Source organism: Mesorhizobium sp. B1-1-8 (assembly GCF_006442795.2).
In the GTDB taxonomy this organism is placed as follows: domain Bacteria; phylum Pseudomonadota; class Alphaproteobacteria; order Rhizobiales; family Rhizobiaceae; genus Mesorhizobium.
Window position 1 is genome coordinate 4376724 of sequence record NZ_CP083956.1, and the last position, 16859, is coordinate 4393582.

Consider the following 16859-nt stretch of genomic DNA (forward strand, 5'->3'; position numbering starts at 1 on the left):
GCTGGCGCAGAGGATAATTCAAATTATAGGCATCGTCGATGGAGACGAATTTCAGACGCCGGCGATTGGCCGAGCCGCCATCCGCGGCTTACTTCGGCGCTGCCAATGTCGGCAAATCCCTGGCGAACTCATCAATGTCCGCCCACGGATCCCCCGACGTCTCGAGCAACCCCGGCAGCGAGGCGTAGTTCAGGTCCTCGGGCGCGTCGATCGCTTCCAGATCCGTCCAGCTCACCGGGGTCGAGGCCGGGAGGTTGGTGCGGGCGCGCAGCGAATAGGGGGCGGCGGAGGTGTGGCCGCGGGCGTTGCGGTGAAAGTCGATGAAGATGCGCTTCTTGCGGTTTTCCTTGCCCATGGTGGTGGTGAAGGTGTCTGGCGCGGTGGCGGCGAGGAAAGTCGAAATCGCGCTCGATACCTGGTGCAATTTCTTCCAGTTCTGCTTCCTCGTCACCGGCACGGTGATGTGGATACCCTTGCCACCCGACGTCTTGGCGAACGGCACCAGGCCAAGGCCCTCCAGCCCGGCCTTGATGTGGACCGCCGCCTCGACCACCTCGCGCCAGGAAATCCCCTCGCCCGGGTCGAGGTCGAAGACGATCTGGTCGGGCTTGTCGAGTTTGGTCCGGTGCGTGCCCCAGGTGTGGAATTCCACGACGCCGAATTGCGCCAGCGCCAGGTAGCCCCTGGCGTCCTCGACCGACAGATAGGTTTTTGTCTCGCCCTCCGAATTGGTGCTCTCGAACACCGCCACCGAAGGCGGCATGCCGGTGAAGGCGTGGCGCTGGAAGAAGCAGTCCTGCGGCTTGCCGGTCGGGCAGCGCACCAGCGACACCGGGCGGCCGATGATGTGCGGCAGCATGAAGTCGCCGACCAACGCGTAGTAGACGGCGATGTCGAGCTTGGTCGGGCCGGTCCTGCCGAACAGCCGGCGCTCCGGATTGGTGACCCAGATGGTGGCGAGGTCCGACTCCGCGATCAGCCGCTTGCGCTTGACAGGGACCGGCGTGGTCAGCCCGCCGACATCGCGCAGGCCGCGGAAGACCCCGTGGCGGATCGCATTGTCGGCGGTACGGTTCGAATAGCGGACGCGGGCCGACAGCAGGGGCTTGACCCAGCGCATCTCGCGCATGATCTCGCGCGGCACGCCTTCGGGAGGACTGGCGCCGGCGGTCAACCGCTCCAGCCGGGCGAGCAGGTCAACCGCCATGTCGCGGTCGAAGCCGGTCCCGACCTTGCCGCGATAGTGCAATTCGCCATCGACGAACTCGGCCATGCCGAGCGCCGCTAACCCTTCCGCCCGGTCGGATACGGTATAGCCGGCGATGACGAAATCATCCGTCTTTTGCGCCTTAACCTTGGTCCAGCTCTTGGTACGGCCGCTCTGATAGATGGCGTCGGCGCGCTTGGAGACGACGCCTTCCAGCCCGAGATCCGAGGCCTGTTCATAGAGTCCCCGCCCGTCGCCCTCGACATGGTCGCTGTACTGGATGGCGGCGTTGGCGGCCTGGCCGGCAAGCAGCTCGGCAAGCAAGGCTTTCCGCTGCTGCAACGGCGCCTTGCGCAGGTCCCAGCCATCGAGGTGAAGCAGGTCGAAAGCGTAGAAATGCAGCTTGGAGCCGGCACCTTCGGCCAGCGCGTCCTGCAGCAGCGCGAACCGGGAGATGCCCTTCTCGTCGAGCACCATGATCTCGCCGTCGATGATCGCCTGTTGGACCGGCAGCCGCGAAAAGGCCTGCGGGAGATCGCCATAGCGCTTCGTCCAGTCGATGCCGCCGCGGGTGACAAGCCGCGCCTCGCCGTCGACGACATGCGCCATGGTGCGGTAGCCGTCGAACTTGATCTCGTGCAGCCACAGCTCGCCGGTGTCCTCGGCAGGCCCCTCGCCGCCCGGCGGCTTCGGCACTTGCGTGGCCAGCTGCGGCTCGATGCGGGCGGGCGGCGGCGCCTTGACGGCGCCAGGCAGCGCGCCGGGCTTCAGCGAGCCGGGTTTCGGCGGCAGCCGCGCCGGCTTTTTCGGCGGCGCTACCAGTTCCTCGATGCGGCGGCCGGACTTCACGCTTTCCGGCCGCGCCTCGAGGATGTCGAGCGTGGTGTCGGAGGCGAGATCGCGCTCCTTGAACAAGAGCCAGTTCTTCTTCGCCTCATCCTCGCCAGGCTTGGGCTTCAGCCTGGTCAGCATCCAGCCGCCGTTCAGCTTCTGGCCGGCCAGCCGAAATTTGAAGGCGCCGGTACGCAGGCTTTTGTCGACATCGTCCATCGGCGCCCAGGTGCCGCTGTCCCAGACAATCATCGGCCCGCCGCCATATTCGCCCTCGGGGATGACACCCTCGAAGTCGATATATTCGAGCGGATGGTCCTCGGTCTCGACCGCCAGCCGCTTGTCGGCCGGGTTGAGCGAAGGCCCGCGCGGCACCGCCCAGCTTTTGAGCACGCCGCCGACTTCGAGACGCAGGTCGTAGTGGTCGGCTGTGGCATGATGCTTGTGGACGACGAAACGGTTGCCCTCCTCGTCGACCGTCCCGCCCGCCGGCTCCGGCGTGCGGCTGAATTCGCGCTTGGCGCGGTAGGTTTTGAGTTTGGGCGGGGCTGGCATGGTTAGGCGGGGGTGGCGGAAAGCGCGGCTTTCCGGCGCCGCGTTCCCGCGAACCCTGAGGTCGTCATCCTCGGGCTTGACCCGAGGATCCATGCCGTAACATCAGCCGTAGAATGCAGCGAAGCAGGTTTTGGACCGCAGCGGCGCTTTGATGTCACGGCATGGATCCCAGGGTCTCCGCGACGTCGCTTCGCTCCTGCTCCGCCCTGGGATGACGAAGGGATGGCTGCCACGCTCAATCGTCGGTGGCCGGCGTCAGTTCGAGCTCGGCTGGCGACAGGCCCTGCCTGAGCTGGGCAAGCCGGAATTCGTCGACCCAATAGGCCTCGCCATCAACCAGCACGCGCGCCCTGTAAGTGCCGTCGGAAAAGCTCTGCGCGGTGACATAGACCTTGTGGCGATCGAGCGCTTTCTTCACCGCAGCGCGGCGGGACTTCTCTCTGGCACCGGGACTGGCCATGGCCTCACTCGCAACACGCTGCCGCCGAGTTAGCGGCTGTCCAACAAGGATGGCCGAGAGCGAGGGGCGAGTCAATTTCGCAAACGGTGATGGGCCGATCCACCTTGCGGGAAGATCGCCAGCCTCGCCGCCAATTTCGGCCCCTCGCCCGTTCTTGCGCAATCGTTTGCCCTTGGCTAGCATCCTTGCGCCGGCGCCGAGCGGAGGAGAACGTCGCGGCGAACCGGCTGGAGCGCCGTGCGTCCCCATGGGCGCTCACAGGTCACTCCATTGTTGAACCGACGCTGACCCTTCCCGAAGCCGGTTTACGGCTTTCGCGGTCACGCGTCCCTGTGGAGGATGATCGATGAACAGACGCGAATTTTTGCTGTCGTCCGTGGCGACCGGCGCCGTCGTGCTGGCAGCGCCCCTTGCCTTTGCCGCCGACAAGCTCAGCGTGCTCGGTTCGGTGCCCAATCTCGGCTTCCCGTTCTTCGTGCATATGCTGAACGAGATCAAGGCGGAAGCCCAGGCGCAGGGCGTCAACCTGACCGAGAGCGATGGCCAGAACTCGGCGCCCAAGCAGACGGCCGACATCGAGGCGGCGATCGTGCAGAAGGTCAACGCCATTGTCATCTCGCCGCTTGACGTCAACGCCTTGGCTCCGGCCATCGACGAGGCGGTCAAGGCAGGCATTCCGGTGGTCACCATCGACCGCCGCGTCGACGGGGTCGAGGGCATCCTTGCCCATGTCGGCGCCGACAACGTCAAGGGCGGCGAGGCCGAGGCCAAGGCCGTGGTGGCGGCGTTCCCCAACGGGGCCAAGCTCTTCCACCTGCAGGGCCAGCCCGGCGCCGGTCCGGCGATCGACCGCAACAAGGGCGTGCACAATGTGCTCGATCCGCTGAAGGACAAATACCAGATCATCTACGAGCAGACCGCCAACTTCGCCCGCGCCGAAGCGCTGACCGTGACCGAGGCGGGCCTCGCCGCCAATGGCAAGCCGGACGGCATCATCTGCGCCAATGACGACATGGCGCTAGGCGCGCTGGAAGCCTGTGCCGCCCGCAACTTCAGCGACGTCAAGATCTTCGGCTTCGACGCGCTTCCGGAAGCCCTGGTCGCGGTGCGCGACGGCAAGCTTGCCGGCACCGTCGAACAGTTCCCCGGCGAGCAGTCGCGCACCGCGGTGCAGATCGCCGTCGCCTACGCCAAGGACAAGACCGAGCCGAAGGAAAAGCTGGTGCTTTTGACGCCGATCGTCATCACCAAGGACAATCTCGACAAGGCGGAACGGCTGAACGAGACGAAGTAGGCCGATTGCGAAGGTCGGCGGGACGGCACCCCCTCTGCCCGGCAGAACAGAGGGGGTGTTCGAGCGCCGTGTTGGCGTGACATTGCAACAAAGGAGCCAGCTTTGTCCCTAGCCGAAGCCGCATCGCCGGCGCCAGCGCTGCTCGCCGTCGAAGGCGTCACCAAGCGCTTCGCCGGCGTGACCGCGCTGAGCGATGTCTCGCTCGATGTGCGTGCCGGCGAAATCCTCGGTCTGCTCGGCGAGAACGGCGCCGGCAAGTCGACGCTGCTCAAGATCCTGTCCGGCGTGATGGCGCCCTCCAGCGGCCGCATCCTGATCGACGGCGCCGAATACAGCCCGGCCAGCCCGCAGGACGCCAAGCGGCACGGCATCGTCACCATCTATCAGGAGCTCAGCCTGATACCGTCGCTGACGGTGGCCGAAAACATCTTCATCGGCCGCGCGCCGCTCGGGCCGCTGGGGCTGGTGAGCTGGCGCAGGATGGAGCAAGATTCGCGCGGCATCATTGCGCGCGTTGGCCTCGACCTCGATCCGGCGACGCCGGTGTCGGCGCTGTCGGTGGCCGAGCAGCAACTGGTCGAGATCGCGCGCGGGCTGTCGCTGCAAAGCCGCCTGATCATCATGGACGAGCCGACCTCGGCGCTCACCGAGACCGAGGTGCAGCGGCTGATGTCGATCATGGACCGGCTGCGCAAGGCCGGCGTCGCCATCATGTTCGTCACCCATCGGCTGGAGGAAGCGTCCGCCATCTGCGACCGCATGACGGTGCTGCGCGACGGCCGGCTGGCTGGGCATCTCGACCGCCAGGGCGGGCCGATCAAGCTGCCCAAGATCATCGAGAAGATGGTCGGCCGCGCCGCTTCCGAGCTCTATGCCAGGCCGACCCAGCGCGACGTCGCCGGCGATGTCAGGCTTTCGGTGCGCGGCCTGCGAACGGTGCGCGACCCGCAGGCGCCGCACGCCATCGTGCTCGAAGGCGTCGACCTCGACGTCAAGGCGGGGGAAATCCTCGGAGTCGCCGGCCTTGTCGGTTCCGGCCGCACCGAGCTTGCCCGCGCCATCTTCGGCGCCGACCGCATCGCCGCGGGCACCGTCGCGCTCGACGGCCAGCCGATCGCGCCGGCCTCGCCGGCCGATGCGATCGCGCTCGGCATCGGGCTGGTGCCGGAGGACCGCAAGCAGCAGGCGATCTTCGCGACGCTCGCTATCCTCACCAATTTCTCGATCGCGGCGCTTGGCCGCTACAGCAATGCCGCCGGCTTCATGACCGAGCGGCGCGAGCGCGAGGCGCTGGCGAACTACCGCAAGGCACTGTCGATCCGCATGGCCTCGCCCGAGCAGGCGATCGAGGGACTTTCGGGCGGCAACCAGCAGAAGGTGATCCTTGCCCGCTGGCTGGCGCGCGACCCCAAGGTGCTGATCGTCGACGAGCCGACGCGCGGCGTCGATGTCGGCGCCAAGGCCGAGGTGCACCAGATCCTGGTGCAGCTTGCCGCCCGCGGCATCGCCGTCATGATGATCTCGTCGGAGCTGCCGGAAGTGCTCGCCGTGTCGGACCGCATCGTCACCATGCGGCGCGGCCGCATCACCGGCGAGATGCCGGGCATCGAGGCGACCGAGGAGAAACTGATGGAACTGATGGCGCTCGACCGCAGGCAGGAAGCGATAGAATGACCAGCACCACCGAACAGCCCCGGCGCAGCCACGTCAGTTTCGCGCGAATTCTGATGAGCTTCGGTCCGCTGATGTTCCTGGCGGTGCTGATCGTCGTCTTCACCGTACTGAAGCCGAGTTTCATCGACCCGATCAACCTGTTCAACATCCTCAGGCAGATCTCGATCACCGGGCTGATCGCGCTCGGCATGACCTTCGTCATCCTCACCGCCGGCATCGATCTGTCGGTCGGCTCGCTGCTTGCCTTCTGCGGCATGGTCGCGGCGGTGGTGGCGAAGGGCGGCACCGCCAACACGCTGTCGCTGTCGACCAGCGGCACGCAAGGCTACGGCTGGTTCGCGGCACTTCTGGCGGCCGTCGTCGTCGGCGCCGTGGCCGGCGGCGTCCAGGGCCTTGCCATCACCAGGCTCAAGGTGCCGCCCTTCGTGGTGACGCTGGGCGGGCTGACGGTGTTCCGCGGCCTGACGCTGACCATCTCCAGCGGCGGGCCGATCTCCGGCTTCGACGCCTCGATGCGATGGTTCGGCACCGGCCTGATCGGCCCGGTGCCGGTGCCTGCGCTGATCTTCGCGGCGGCGGCGATCCTTTGCCACATCGTCCTGCGCTATACGCGCTACGGCCGCGCGGTCTATGCCGTCGGCGGCAATGCCGAGGCCGCAAGGCTGTCGGGCCTGCGCGTCGACCGCGTCCTGGTCTCGGTCTACGTTATCGTCGGCTTCTTCGCCGGTCTTGCCGCCTTCGTGCTTTCGGCACGGCTGAACTCGTCCGAGGCGGTCGCCGGGATCGGCTATGAGCTGACGGTGATCTCGGCCGTGGTCATCGGCGGCACCTCGCTGTTCGGCGGCATCGGCAGCGTCGGCGGCACGGTGGTGGGCGCCGCGCTGATCGGCGTGCTGCAGAACGGACTGCAGTTCAACAACGTTTCGTCCTATACGCAAAGCATCGTCATAGGCCTGATCCTGATCCTCGCCGTGGCTTTCGATCGCTGGCTGAAATCGCGCGTAAGGCGATGACGATCAGGCACTGCCCAAGAGGCAAATGGCGCCGGCCAGAGGAGAAGGCCGCCCTCAGTAACCCGTGCCGCCACCGGGAGGCATGGGCGGGCCGGCGGCTTCCTTCTTCGGCTTCTCAGCCACCATCGCCTCGGTGGTGACCAAGAGGCCAGCGATGGAGGCGGCGTCCTGCAATGCGGTGCGCACCACCTTGGCCGGGTCGATCACGCCCTGCCCATAAAGGTCGCCATAGTCGCCAGTCTGCGCGTTCCAGCCGAAGGAGAATTGCGGGTTCTCGCGCAGCTTGCCGACGATGATCGAGCCTTCAGCGCCGGCGTTCTCGGCGATCTGGCGCACCGGCGTCTCCAGCGCGCGACGCACGATCTCGACACCGGTCCTCTGGTCGGGATTGGCGACATCGACTGCGTCGAGTGCCTTCGCCACCCGCAGCAGCGCCACGCCGCCACCGGGCAGGATGCCTTCCTCGACCGCGGCGCGGGTGGCGTGCATGGCATCGTCAACGCGGTCCTTGCGCTCCCTCACCTCGACCTCGGTCGAGCCGCCGACGCGGATGACGGCGACGCCGCCGGCGAGCTTGGCCAGCCGCTCCTGCAGCTTCTCCCGGTCATAGTCGGACGTGGTTTCCTCGATCTGCGCCTTGATCTGGCCTATGCGGCCCTGTATCTCGTCCTTGCGGCCGGCGCCGTCGACAATGGTTGTGGTCTCCTTCTCAATTTCCACCTTCCTGGCGCGACCGAGCATCTCCAGCGTGACGTTCTCCAGCTTGATGCCGAGATCCTCGGAGATCGCCGTGCCGCCGACGAGGATGGCGATGTCCTCCAGCATTGCCTTGCGACGGTCGCCGAAGCCGGGCGCCTTGACGGCGGCGACCTTGAGGCCGCCGCGCAGCTTGTTGACCACCAGCGTGGCCAGCGCCTCGCCTTCGACATCCTCGGCGATGATCAAAAGCGGCTTGGCCGACTGCACCACCGCCTCCAGGATCGGCAGCAGTGCCTGCAGGTTGGACAGCTTCTTCTCGTGGATCAGCAGATAGGTTTCTTCCAGCTCGACGCGCATCTTGTCCTGGTTGGTTATGAAGTAAGGCGAGAGATAGCCGCGGTCGAACTGCATGCCTTCGACCACTTCGAGCTCGGTCTCGGCGGTCTTGGCTTCCTCGACGGTGATGACGCCTTCGTTGCCGACCTTCTGCATCGCTTCGGCCAGGAAGCGGCCGATCTCGGCATCGCCATTGGCCGAGATGGTGCCGACCTGGGCGATCTCGTCATTCCTGGTCACCTTGCGGGCATTGGCCTTCAATTCGACGACAATGGCCTCGACGGCCTTGTCGATGCCCCGCTTCAAATCCATAGGGTTCATGCCGGCGGCAACCGCCCTGTTGCCCTCCTGAACGATGGCTTGGGCGAGAACCGTGGCGGTGGTGGTGCCGTCGCCGGCGACGTCGCTGGTCTTCGACGCCACTTCGCGCACCATCTGCGCACCCATGTTCTCGAACTTATCGAGCAGTTCGATCTCCTTCGCCACCGTCACGCCGTCCTTGGTGATGCGCGGGGCGCCGTACGACTTGTCGATGACCACGTTGCGACCCTTGGGGCCGAGCGTCACCTTTACCGCGTCGGCCAGGATATCGACGCCGCGCAGCATCTTCTCGCGCGCCTCGGTGTGGAATTTTACTTCCTTGGCAGCCATGGAACTCTCCCTCCGCGAGCCTTTTTTGCCGGACCCCGCGCGCCTATCGAACTAGTCTGGCGCCGAGGGGTTTCAAGGGCGGCGGCCTGGAATCTTTCGACATCCGCCGGTATTTCAACGCCCTGTAATCATGGGGTTATTCGGGATTGCGGAGCAGGCGCAGGGATGTCCCGGGAACGAGATGACCTTGTGCGACGCAGCATCGGAACACTCTGCCCCATCGGCCCGTTCAGGTGGAGGCTGGCTACCGGCCTTGCCAGGAACGCGCGCAAGCTGCAGTAGTGCGCCGCGGCGCCGCCCTTGCGCCGGCGAACGAGGGAGATGGCGAATGGTCCACATCCGAGCGATGACGAAAACGGACGCGTCAACGGTATCGCGGCTGCTCGGCCAATCCTGGCGGCGGACCTATTCACCGATACTGGGCGATGAGACCGCGGCGCAATTGTCCGACGACAGGCACGCGCCCCAGAAGCTGGCGGCGGAACTTGAGGACGACAACAAAATGTCCTTCGTCGCCGAGCGGCCCGACGGCTCGATCGCCGGCTACGCCATGGCGGAGATGGACGATCGTGGCGACGTCACGCTCAACCGGCTGCACGTCGAGCCGCAGGAATTCGGCAGCGGCCTCGCCGTCGATCTTTTGCATGCGGTGCTGGCCGCCCACGCCGGCATCCCATCGATCGCGCTGGAGGTGATCGAGGGCAATGACCGGGCGATCGCCTTCTACCGCAAGCACGGTTTTGAGGTGGTCGAGCATCGGCCGGCAGCACATGGCGTAGCCGGCCATGCCTCGCTGATCATGCGCCGGCTGCTGCCAAGGGCTTGAGGCGCCAAAGCTGGACGCCTCGCCTAAGGACCCTATCATTTAGCCGGGCTGCAAATTCCTCCGGAGAAAAATCCATGAGCCTCGGCACACACAAACTCGGCGGCCAGGGGCTCGTCGTGTCGGCGATCGGCCTCGGCTGCATGGGCATGAGCCAGTCCTACGGGCCGGCCGACGAGGCGGAATCGATCGCCACGCTGCATCGGGCGATCGAGCTTGGCTGCACCTTCCTCGACACGGCCGAAGTCTACGGGCCCTTCACCAACGAGGAACTGCTCGGCCGCGCCCTGAAGGGCCGGCGCGACGCGGTTACCATCGCTACCAAGTTCGGTTTCTTGATCAGGGACGGCAAGCAGGCCGGCACGGGACGCGACAGCCGGCCCGGGCATATACGCGAGGTGGTCGAGGCGTCGCTTCAGCGGCTCGCCACCGACCATATCGACCTGCTCTACCAGCACCGCGTCGATCCGGCGGTGCCGATGGAGGATGTCGCCGGCACGGTCGGCGAGTTGATCGCGGAGGGCAAGGTGCGTTTCTTCGGCCTGTCGGAAGCGGGCGCGGCCAACATACGCCGCGCGCACGCCGCCTACCCGGTCTCGGCGCTGCAGAGCGAATATTCGTTGTGGGAGCGCAATCTGGAACCGGAGATCATCCCGCTGCTGAAGGAGCTCGGCATCGGCCTGGTGCCGTTCGCGCCGCTCGGCCGCGGCTTCCTCGCCGGCGACATCAAGCGCGCCGAGGACTATCCTGAGGGCGATTTCCGGCGCGGCGACCCGCGCTACCAGGGCGAGAATTTCGACGCCAATGTCGCGGCGGCGAGTGCCGTGCGCGACGTGGCCGCCGCCAAAGGCGTCAAGCCCGGTCAGATCGCGATCGCCTGGCTGCTGGCCAAGGGACCGGAATTCGGCATCGACATCGTGCCGATCCCCGGCACCAAGCGCCGCACCTACCTGGAGGAAAACATCGCCGCCGCCGACATCAGCCTCGACGCCACCGAGATGCTGGGGCTCGACATGGCGCTGACGCCGGACAAGGTTTCGGGGCCGCGATACAACGAGCGGACGATGTCGATGGTGGATCGGTAGGGCAAGCGCGCAGGACTTCGGGGCCTACTTCGTCTTGCAATCCGGCATCGCCTCCATGGCTTTCTTGGCCTCGGCCTCGCTGGCGTATTTCTTCTTGCCGAGATCGACGACGAGCGTCCCGTCGGGTTTCTTCGGCACGATCTCGCACTGCTTCGAGACGGCGTCCCTGGCGACCCAGTATTCCTCGGCCGCCATGGCAGGAAAGCCGGCAATGCCGGTGGCAAGTATTGCGATAGCGACGGTGCGAGCCATTGCTGGTCTCCGTTAGCTGAAAAAGCAGGTTGCCAGGCCGAGAGACGGCGCCGGTCTTTCGAAACGCTGGCCCTGGACTTCCGTTCCGGTGCGCTGACTTCGGCGAAGGAAAGCCTCGGCTTTGCGGGAAGAAAAATCCGCGAGCCGCGGGGAAACCGACCTTGACTTTGGCTCGCCCGCCTCCAAATCGGCGCTTGCCGATCTCGTGCACAAGCACCGTACACGCCCAGGTCCGTTCGACCGGGCTGACCCGCTGAACGACCAGTCGGGCTGACGCAGGAAGCACAGCCAGCAGGCTGTCCGATGCCCAGGCACCCGCATCGCCCCATACCAGTCGAGAAAGGAGAACATTGAAATGGCAATTCGTGATCTCATTCCCTGGACCCGGGAGGGCGTCCCTGGCCCTTATCGCGACAATGATCGCGATCCGTTCATGGCGCTGCATCGTGAGATGAACCGCCTGTTCGATGACGCGTTCCGCGGCTTCGGCAGCAGACTGCCTTCGCTCGGCGAAGCCTATGGCGCGCGCGCCGGATGGCCGAGCCTGGAAATCTCCGATACCGGCAGCGAAATCCGCGTCACGGCGGAAATTCCCGGCATGGAAGAGAAGGATATCGAAGTGATGCTCGATGATGGCGTGCTGACGCTGCGCGGCGAAAAGCGATCGGAAAGCGAGGATAAGGACAAGCAGTTCTCCGAACGCTTCTACGGCCGTTTCGAGCGACGCATTCCGCTCGGCAGCGAGGTCGAGGAAGACAAGGTGAGCGCGAACTTCCATAACGGCGTGCTCACTGTGATGCTGCCGAAGACCCAGCGTGCCCAGGCGAAAGGCAGGCGCATTCCGATCGGCGGCGGCGCCGGTTCGGCCAAGAGCAAGCATTGACATCCGATCGCCGGGCGCCAGCCGCGCCCGGCCCTTCACCCAGCCGAATGCGGATCGATGCTGTAGGGATAGACCGGATAGCCGGGCCCGATCGCGTCTTGCACCCGCCCCATCCAGGCCGTGACCGCCGGGTAATCGGCAAGCGCAAAGCCGCAATCGTCGGCGCGGTGGCTGTAGGCATGGACGGCGATGTCGGCGATGGTGAGCGAACTGCCGACCAGGAACGGCGTGCCGGCCAGGCTGCGCTCCAGGGCGGCCAGCGTGCGGGCGCCAGCCTCACGCTTGCCAGCGATCATCGCCTGGTTGCGCTCCAGCCGCCCGGTCAGTGTCCAATAGCGCAGCGAGCCGATGACCGGCTCGACATGGTACTGCTCGAAGAACAGCCACTGCATGATCTTGGCGCGCGAGAAGCGGTCCGCCGGCTGATAGGGCGAGCCCTCGGCAAGGTAGGTGAGGATCGCGTTGGACTCGGCGATCGCGGCGCCGTCTTCCAGGCCGAGCACGGGGACGGCGCCGGCCGGATTGAGTTTGAGGAAGACTTCGGTGTGACTCTCGCCCTCGAAGATCGAGACAATGCGGGTTTTGTAAGCGATGCCCAAAAGCCCGAGCAGGACGCGCACCTTCCAGGCATTTTGCGAGGGGAGATAATCGTAGAGCGTGAGCATGATGGGGCTTCCTCGTTTGGCTGGGTTGCTTCGCATGGCGCGAGTGAAAGGCGCCACCCGATTCAGGCGCCGGTTAATCTCCCCCCTTGAGAGGGAGATGTCGCTGGAGGCGACAGAGGGAGTCGCCGCGCGTAGAGCGCCAACGTCTTTTCTCGTCTCTTGAGGGCGTCAGCGCTTCACGCGAAACGACCCCCTCTGGCCTGCCGGCCATCTCCCCCTCAAGGGGGGAGATCAGCAGCTTCGACGTCGCGCATCCCGCCGCGGCCACGCCTCACCCCCGCCCCGCAATATCGTTCGCTACAGCCTTCGCCTCGATGCCGATCTCGCGCAGCAAGCCCGTCACCGGATTGTAGAAGCCGACCAGATAGAGGCCAAGCTCGGACGAGCGGGGACTGAGCCCGCTCTTGGCCGGCCGCAGCTCCGCCGGAACGAAACTGTCGTAGCCCGGCCGGTAGCCGGTGGCGAGGATGACGGCGTCGAAGCTTTGCTCGCGCCCGTCGGTGAATTTCGCGCCGTCCGCGGTGAAGCGCGCGATGTCGGGCACAATCCCGATCCGGCCGGCCTTGATCGCCGCTACCGTGCCGACGTCGATGACCGGGATGCGGCCGCCGCCGATCTGCTTGAGGATGCCTTCCTTCGGCCTGACGATGCCGTATTTCTCCAGCCTGCCCAGCGCAAGGTCGAGAATTTTCGGAAACATCCAGTCGTTCAGCGCCTGAGGCATCGCCCGGCTGGCGATGCCGACCATCTGGATCGGCACGCCGAACAGTTGGCGCGGCACGATGTGGACGCCCTTGCGCACCGAGATCGCCGGGTGGGCGCCGGACTCGGCAAGGTCGAGCGCGATCTCGGCGCCGGTGTTGCCCAGGCCGACGACCAGCACCTTCCTGCCGACATAGGGGGTCGCCTCGGTATAGGCGGCGCTGTGCAGCACCTTGCCCTTGAACGCCTCGATGCCAGGAAAGGCCGGACGGATCGGCTCGGCATTGTTGCCGGTGGCAACGACGACTTTCCCGGCGCTGATCTCACCGGCATCGGTCTCGACCAGGAATTTTCCGTCCGCGCGCCGGACCGACTTCACGGTCACGCCGAAGCGCGGGGCGAGGCCGAAATGTCGAGCATAAGCATCGAGATAGGCGACGACCTTCTCACGCGGCACATAGCGCGGGTGGCTTTTCGGGAACGGCATGAAGGGCAGCGAGGAAAACGACTTCACCGTATGCAAATGCAGCCGCCGGTAATGCCGCCGCCAGGCCGGCGCCACTTCGTTGGCCTTTTCGAGGATGACAAACTCGACGCCCGCCTGTTTCAAGCAAGCGCCGACAGCGAGCCCCGCAGGGCCGGCGCCGACAATGACGACATTGGGGTCCAAGCGATTTTCCTCCCCCGCCATGGCCGCGAAAGGTTATGCCGGGAGGCGTACGGGGGACAAGTGGGGAGAAACACCTATGCTTCTCCCGGCGGGAGCGGAAAGAGCTTAATCCATCCCGATCCCGCCCTGCACCTCGGGCTCATCCTCGGGCGGCTCAAGGATCTCGATCAGCCGCGCCACCTTCGTCCCTGGCATGGCGCGACCTTCATTGACCAGCGCCTCGTCGGCGCCGATCCAGGCGAAGGCCTCGCGCAATTCCTCGAGGCTGGCGCCGGTCATCGCGATGTCGGCGATGACGGCCTCGTCGACGGGTCCAAGCACGGAAATGATGTCGTTGCGGGTCATCGTGTCCTCCCCCATGGGTCGAGACGATGCCAAGGAAACGAGCGTGGCGGCGGCTGGTTCCGGCGCGACGGGAAATCCGCTAGTGGAGCATATCGGTCGAACACCACGAAAGCGCCGCCATGAAATCACTTGTCACGCTGGTCGTCGCTCTCCTGCTGCCCGCGCCCGCCCTCGCCGACTGGAAGCCGGTCGAGAAGGTCGAGACTTATGCCGTCCCGGGCGAGACGGCGCGCGAGCTCTATGATGCGATCGGCGAGGCCGGTCCTCTGCTCGGCAAGGGCCGCGTCATTGCCCATACCAATTTCAAGTTGACCTGGCAGAGGGACTACCGGCCCGAGGGCGGCGCCTGCGTGCTGAAGACGGCGCGGCCGAAGCTCATCATCACCTACACGCTGCCGAAGCCGGCCGCAAAACTTCCCGCTGCCGTGCAGGCGCGCTGGGATGCGTTCGCCGCCGGCCTGACCGCGCATGAAAAGGTGCACGGCGACAGCATCGTCGACATGGTGCGCAAGATCGAAGCGACGAGCATCGGGCTGACCGTGGCCGACGACCCCGGCTGCAGCAAGATCAGGACCGACTTGACGAGACGGCTTGCCGAACTCTCGCTGGCGCAGCGCCAGGCGAGCCGCGACTTCGACAAGGTCGAGTTCGGCCGCGACGGTAACATGCTGAAACTGATCGCAGCGTTTCTGAGCGGGGGATAGGCGCGCTTTATCTCCTTCCTTGTGGGGGAGATAGGTGCCGGCGTCAGCTCTCAAAAACTGATCTCCACCGCGGCGGCGCTCCGCTTCGCCTCGCCGTGAAACACCGCCTCGATGTTGTTGCCATCGGGGTCGAGCAGGAAGGCGGCGTAGTAGCCGGGGTGGTAGGGACGCTCGCCGGGCGCACCATTGTCCTTGCCGCCCGCCGCCAGCCCGGCCCTGTAGAAAGCATCGACCATGGCGCGGTCCTTGGCCTGGAAGGCGAGATGGTGGCGCCCGGTCAGCACGCCGCGCGCCGTGCGGCTATCTATGCTGGAGACGAACAGCTCGTCGGCCCAGAAATAATCCTCGGCCTCGCCGCCGACCGGAATAACCAGCACCTCGAACAGCGCGCCATAGAAGCGCCGGCTCGCCTTAAGGTCCCGCACCACCAGCTGGAGGTGGTCGATGAGCCGGCCGCGATAGAGTTCCATGGGGTGTCCTCCTGGTTGAAAGGTCAATTTAGAGGTGGCGGGGACTTGGTCAATGCGGGCGCCTTGTCTCCCCCCTCGAGGGGGAGATGTCGCCGAAAGGGGGTCGCCTCGCGTGGAGCGCCAACCTTCATCTGCCGCAGGACGCCGAGCCCGGTCGGACCGACCCCCTCTGACCGCTTTGTCCAGCCGATAGATGGGTAACACTTTGAACCGGATACATGGGTTACAGTTTTCTCCCTGAGTTGCTGTCCGCCGCAGTGCCGTCTGGTCGGGGTTGAACGGCACTGCGGCGGACCAGTTTCTTGTGTCGGCCGTCAATGAAGCCGAGCGGATGGGCATAGAAGTGGAGTGCCCATTCCCCATTCTCGGTCTCGGTTGCGGCAATCGCTTCACCGGCCAGCGCTTTTGAGACGTAGATGAAGTCGCCGTTCCACTTGATCTCGCCGTTTTGGCGCACGCTGCGCACCGCAGCTTCGGCCGGATAGTCCGGCTCTGGTGTCGTCTTCGGCATGGCGCGGGTCGAGGGGCGGTAATGCTGTGCCGGCGTGTCCATACCCAGCGCCTCGTGCGGGCGCTCCTCGTTATACTCGCGCCGGAAAGCCTCGAAAGCCCGAGCCTGGGCGGCCCTGTCGGCCTCCGGCGCCTTGGCCAGCGGCAGCATGGTCAGGTGGAAGCGCTCATGGCATCCGTTCTGCTGCGGTTTGCCCGGCTGAATGCGCTCCAGCACGATACCGAGCTTGATGAAGCGCACCGCAAGCGGCGTCAGCCCGGTGACGCCGGCTGACGCGAACGGCGCCCCATTGTCGCTTCTGAACCGATCCGGCAGGCCATGCTCCTCGAATGTCCGTTCAAACACCGGCCAGGCTTCACCCTCCGACGTCGAGCCGATCGCCGCCAGCGCCAACAGGTAGCGGCACGCCCCATCCATCACCGTCAGCGGCTCGCAGCGCCAGCCGTCGCCGGTCCGGAACCAGCCCTTGTGATCTCCCGTCCACAGCGCGTTCGCCGCCTCAGGCTCCGGCCATGGACCGTTGCCCGCCGCTCTCCAGCGCGCGCGCCGACGCCCGACAAGGCCATGCCGCTTCAGAATCTCGCCGGCTGTCGACACCGCCGGCCAGCTGCAGCTGGGCTCCGCCCGCTTCAGCCGGGCCATGATCTTCTTCGGCCCCCACAGCGGATGCGCTTCCTTCTGCGCCACGATCCGCTCCACCAGCTCCGCTGCCGTGGCACGGCCGTGCTCGAGCGGCGCCCGCGGCTGGTCGTGCAGGCCTTCCGGCCCGAACGCCCGGTAACGTCCAAGCCATTTGTAACCGGTCTTGCGCGAGATCTCGAAGGCAGCACAAAGCTGCGTCATCGTCTCCTCGCCAGATAGGCATTCCGCAACAAAACGAAGCCGCTCATCCATGAGCCCAGTCTCTCGCCAAACCATCGCCGGTCCTCCCGGCGGACAAGAAAACTGTCACCCATCTAATCGGTCCATTCTGTTACCTATCTATCCGGTTCGGACAGCTTCGCGGCCATCTCCCCCTCAAGGGGGGAG

Annotated in this window: 16 protein-coding genes; 7 read left to right on the forward strand and 9 right to left on the reverse strand. The window is 65.8% G+C overall.

The window, feature by feature from the left end; translation table 11 throughout:
* Nucleotides 1–88: 88 nt before the first annotated feature.
* Together ligD and FJ974_RS21415 are read right to left on the reverse strand one after the other, a co-directional pair.
* Nucleotides 89–2593, reverse strand: coding sequence for a DNA ligase D (gene ligD, locus FJ974_RS21410; protein ID WP_140539192.1), 2505 nt, complete (start codon nt 2591–2593; stop codon nt 89–91).
* Nucleotides 2594–2828: 235 nt separating this feature from the next.
* A complete protein-coding gene (locus FJ974_RS21415; RefSeq protein WP_140539182.1) occupies nt 2829–3053 on the reverse strand; it encodes a hypothetical protein in 225 nt (74 codons plus the stop codon).
* A 346-nt stretch (nt 3054–3399) separates the two neighbouring features.
* Here FJ974_RS21415 and FJ974_RS21420 point away from each other — a divergent pair, with 346 nt between their 5' ends.
* From FJ974_RS21420 to FJ974_RS21430, 3 genes are all read left to right on the forward strand, one after another.
* A complete protein-coding gene (locus tag FJ974_RS21420) occupies nt 3400–4347 on the forward strand; it encodes a substrate-binding domain-containing protein (RefSeq protein WP_140539181.1) in 948 nt (315 codons plus the stop codon).
* A 102-nt stretch (nt 4348–4449) separates the two neighbouring features.
* Nucleotides 4450–6021: a sugar ABC transporter ATP-binding protein gene (locus FJ974_RS21425; RefSeq protein WP_140539180.1), complete on the forward strand. Its 1572-nt coding sequence runs from the start codon at nt 4450–4452 to the stop codon at nt 6019–6021.
* Nucleotides 6018–7034, forward strand: a complete 1017-nt coding sequence (locus FJ974_RS21430) for an ABC transporter permease (RefSeq protein ID WP_140539179.1) — start codon at nt 6018–6020, stop codon at nt 7032–7034. The genes FJ974_RS21425 and FJ974_RS21430 overlap by 4 nt, the downstream gene beginning before the upstream one ends.
* A gap of 54 nt (nt 7035–7088) precedes the next feature.
* On the opposite strand, the gene groL is transcribed toward FJ974_RS21430, so the two are convergent.
* On the reverse strand, nt 7089–8720 hold the full coding sequence (gene groL / locus FJ974_RS21435; RefSeq protein WP_140539178.1) for a chaperonin GroEL: 1632 nt from the start codon (nt 8718–8720) through the stop codon (nt 7089–7091).
* 328 nt (nt 8721–9048) lie between these two features.
* Between groL and FJ974_RS21440 the strand changes: the two genes are divergently transcribed.
* Nucleotides 9049–9546 carry a GNAT family N-acetyltransferase gene (locus tag FJ974_RS21440; protein WP_140539177.1) on the forward strand — a complete coding sequence of 166 codons (498 nt, stop codon included), beginning with the start codon at nt 9049–9051 and terminating at the stop codon, nt 9544–9546.
* Between the two features lie 74 nt (nt 9547–9620).
* Nucleotides 9621–10628: an aldo/keto reductase gene (locus FJ974_RS21445; protein WP_140539176.1), complete on the forward strand. Its 1008-nt coding sequence runs from the start codon at nt 9621–9623 to the stop codon at nt 10626–10628.
* 24 nt (nt 10629–10652) lie between these two features.
* Here the strand turns inward: FJ974_RS21445 and FJ974_RS21450 are convergent, their stop codons facing one another.
* A complete protein-coding gene (locus tag FJ974_RS21450; protein WP_140539175.1) occupies nt 10653–10880 on the reverse strand; it encodes a hypothetical protein in 228 nt (75 codons plus the stop codon).
* Nucleotides 10881–11235: 355 nt separating this feature from the next.
* Between FJ974_RS21450 and FJ974_RS21455 the strand changes: the two genes are divergently transcribed.
* The gene (locus tag FJ974_RS21455; RefSeq protein WP_140539174.1) at nt 11236–11763 is read left to right on the forward strand and encodes an Hsp20/alpha crystallin family protein; all 528 of its coding nucleotides are present in this window, start codon (nt 11236–11238) and stop codon (nt 11761–11763) included.
* Nucleotides 11764–11798: 35 nt separating this feature from the next.
* Here FJ974_RS21455 and FJ974_RS21460 read toward each other — a convergent pair whose 3' ends face one another.
* The 3 genes from FJ974_RS21460 to FJ974_RS21470 all read right to left on the reverse strand — a co-directional run bounded on the left by FJ974_RS21460 (nt 11799) and on the right by FJ974_RS21470 (nt 14145).
* The gene (locus tag FJ974_RS21460; protein ID WP_140539173.1) at nt 11799–12428 is read right to left on the reverse strand and encodes a glutathione S-transferase family protein; all 630 of its coding nucleotides are present in this window, start codon (nt 12426–12428) and stop codon (nt 11799–11801) included.
* Between the two features lie 271 nt (nt 12429–12699).
* Entirely contained in the window at nt 12700–13800 is a 1101-nt protein-coding gene (locus FJ974_RS21465) for a flavin-containing monooxygenase (RefSeq protein WP_226891328.1), read from the reverse strand.
* Between the two features lie 105 nt (nt 13801–13905).
* A complete protein-coding gene (locus FJ974_RS21470; RefSeq protein ID WP_140539171.1) occupies nt 13906–14145 on the reverse strand; it encodes a hypothetical protein in 240 nt (79 codons plus the stop codon).
* Nucleotides 14146–14264: 119 nt separating this feature from the next.
* On the opposite strand from FJ974_RS21470, the gene FJ974_RS21475 reads away from it, so the two are divergent.
* The gene (locus FJ974_RS21475) at nt 14265–14849 is read left to right on the forward strand and encodes a DUF922 domain-containing Zn-dependent protease (protein WP_140539170.1); all 585 of its coding nucleotides are present in this window, start codon (nt 14265–14267) and stop codon (nt 14847–14849) included.
* A gap of 50 nt (nt 14850–14899) precedes the next feature.
* Here the strand turns inward: FJ974_RS21475 and FJ974_RS21480 are convergent, their stop codons facing one another.
* Both FJ974_RS21480 and FJ974_RS21485 read right to left on the reverse strand, forming a co-directional pair.
* Complete coding sequence (locus tag FJ974_RS21480; protein WP_140539169.1) at nt 14900–15319, reverse strand: VOC family protein; 420 nt, start codon at nt 15317–15319, stop codon at nt 14900–14902.
* Between the two features lie 223 nt (nt 15320–15542).
* Entirely contained in the window at nt 15543–16748 is a 1206-nt protein-coding gene (locus FJ974_RS21485) for an integrase core domain-containing protein (protein WP_140539330.1), read from the reverse strand.
* Between the last annotated feature and the right edge of the window lie 111 nt (nt 16749–16859).

What these genes read in the sequence shown, in the direction of transcription:
- ligD (WP_140539192.1), bottom strand. Translation starts at nt 2,593, where the DNA reads ATGCCAGCCCCGCCCAAACTCAAAACCTACCGCGCCAAGCGCGAATTC.
- FJ974_RS21415 (WP_140539182.1), bottom strand. Translation starts at nt 3,053, where the DNA reads ATGGCCAGTCCCGGTGCCAGAGAGAAGTCCCGCCGCGCTGCGGTGAAG.
- FJ974_RS21420 (WP_140539181.1), top strand. Translation starts at nt 3,400, where the DNA reads ATGAACAGACGCGAATTTTTGCTGTCGTCCGTGGCGACCGGCGCCGTC.
- FJ974_RS21430 (WP_140539179.1), top strand. Translation starts at nt 6,018, where the DNA reads ATGACCAGCACCACCGAACAGCCCCGGCGCAGCCACGTCAGTTTCGCG.
- groL (WP_140539178.1), bottom strand. Translation starts at nt 8,720, where the DNA reads ATGGCTGCCAAGGAAGTAAAATTCCACACCGAGGCGCGCGAGAAGATG.
- FJ974_RS21440 (WP_140539177.1), top strand. Translation starts at nt 9,049, where the DNA reads ATGGTCCACATCCGAGCGATGACGAAAACGGACGCGTCAACGGTATCG.
- FJ974_RS21445 (WP_140539176.1), top strand. Translation starts at nt 9,621, where the DNA reads ATGAGCCTCGGCACACACAAACTCGGCGGCCAGGGGCTCGTCGTGTCG.
- FJ974_RS21450 (WP_140539175.1), bottom strand. Translation starts at nt 10,880, where the DNA reads ATGGCTCGCACCGTCGCTATCGCAATACTTGCCACCGGCATTGCCGGC.
- FJ974_RS21455 (WP_140539174.1), top strand. Translation starts at nt 11,236, where the DNA reads ATGGCAATTCGTGATCTCATTCCCTGGACCCGGGAGGGCGTCCCTGGC.
- FJ974_RS21460 (WP_140539173.1), bottom strand. Translation starts at nt 12,428, where the DNA reads ATGCTCACGCTCTACGATTATCTCCCCTCGCAAAATGCCTGGAAGGTG.
- FJ974_RS21470 (WP_140539171.1), bottom strand. Translation starts at nt 14,145, where the DNA reads ATGACCCGCAACGACATCATTTCCGTGCTTGGACCCGTCGACGAGGCC.
- FJ974_RS21475 (WP_140539170.1), top strand. Translation starts at nt 14,265, where the DNA reads ATGAAATCACTTGTCACGCTGGTCGTCGCTCTCCTGCTGCCCGCGCCC.
- FJ974_RS21480 (WP_140539169.1), bottom strand. Translation starts at nt 15,319, where the DNA reads ATGGAACTCTATCGCGGCCGGCTCATCGACCACCTCCAGCTGGTGGTG.
- FJ974_RS21485 (WP_140539330.1), bottom strand. Translation starts at nt 16,748, where the DNA reads ATGGTTTGGCGAGAGACTGGGCTCATGGATGAGCGGCTTCGTTTTGTT.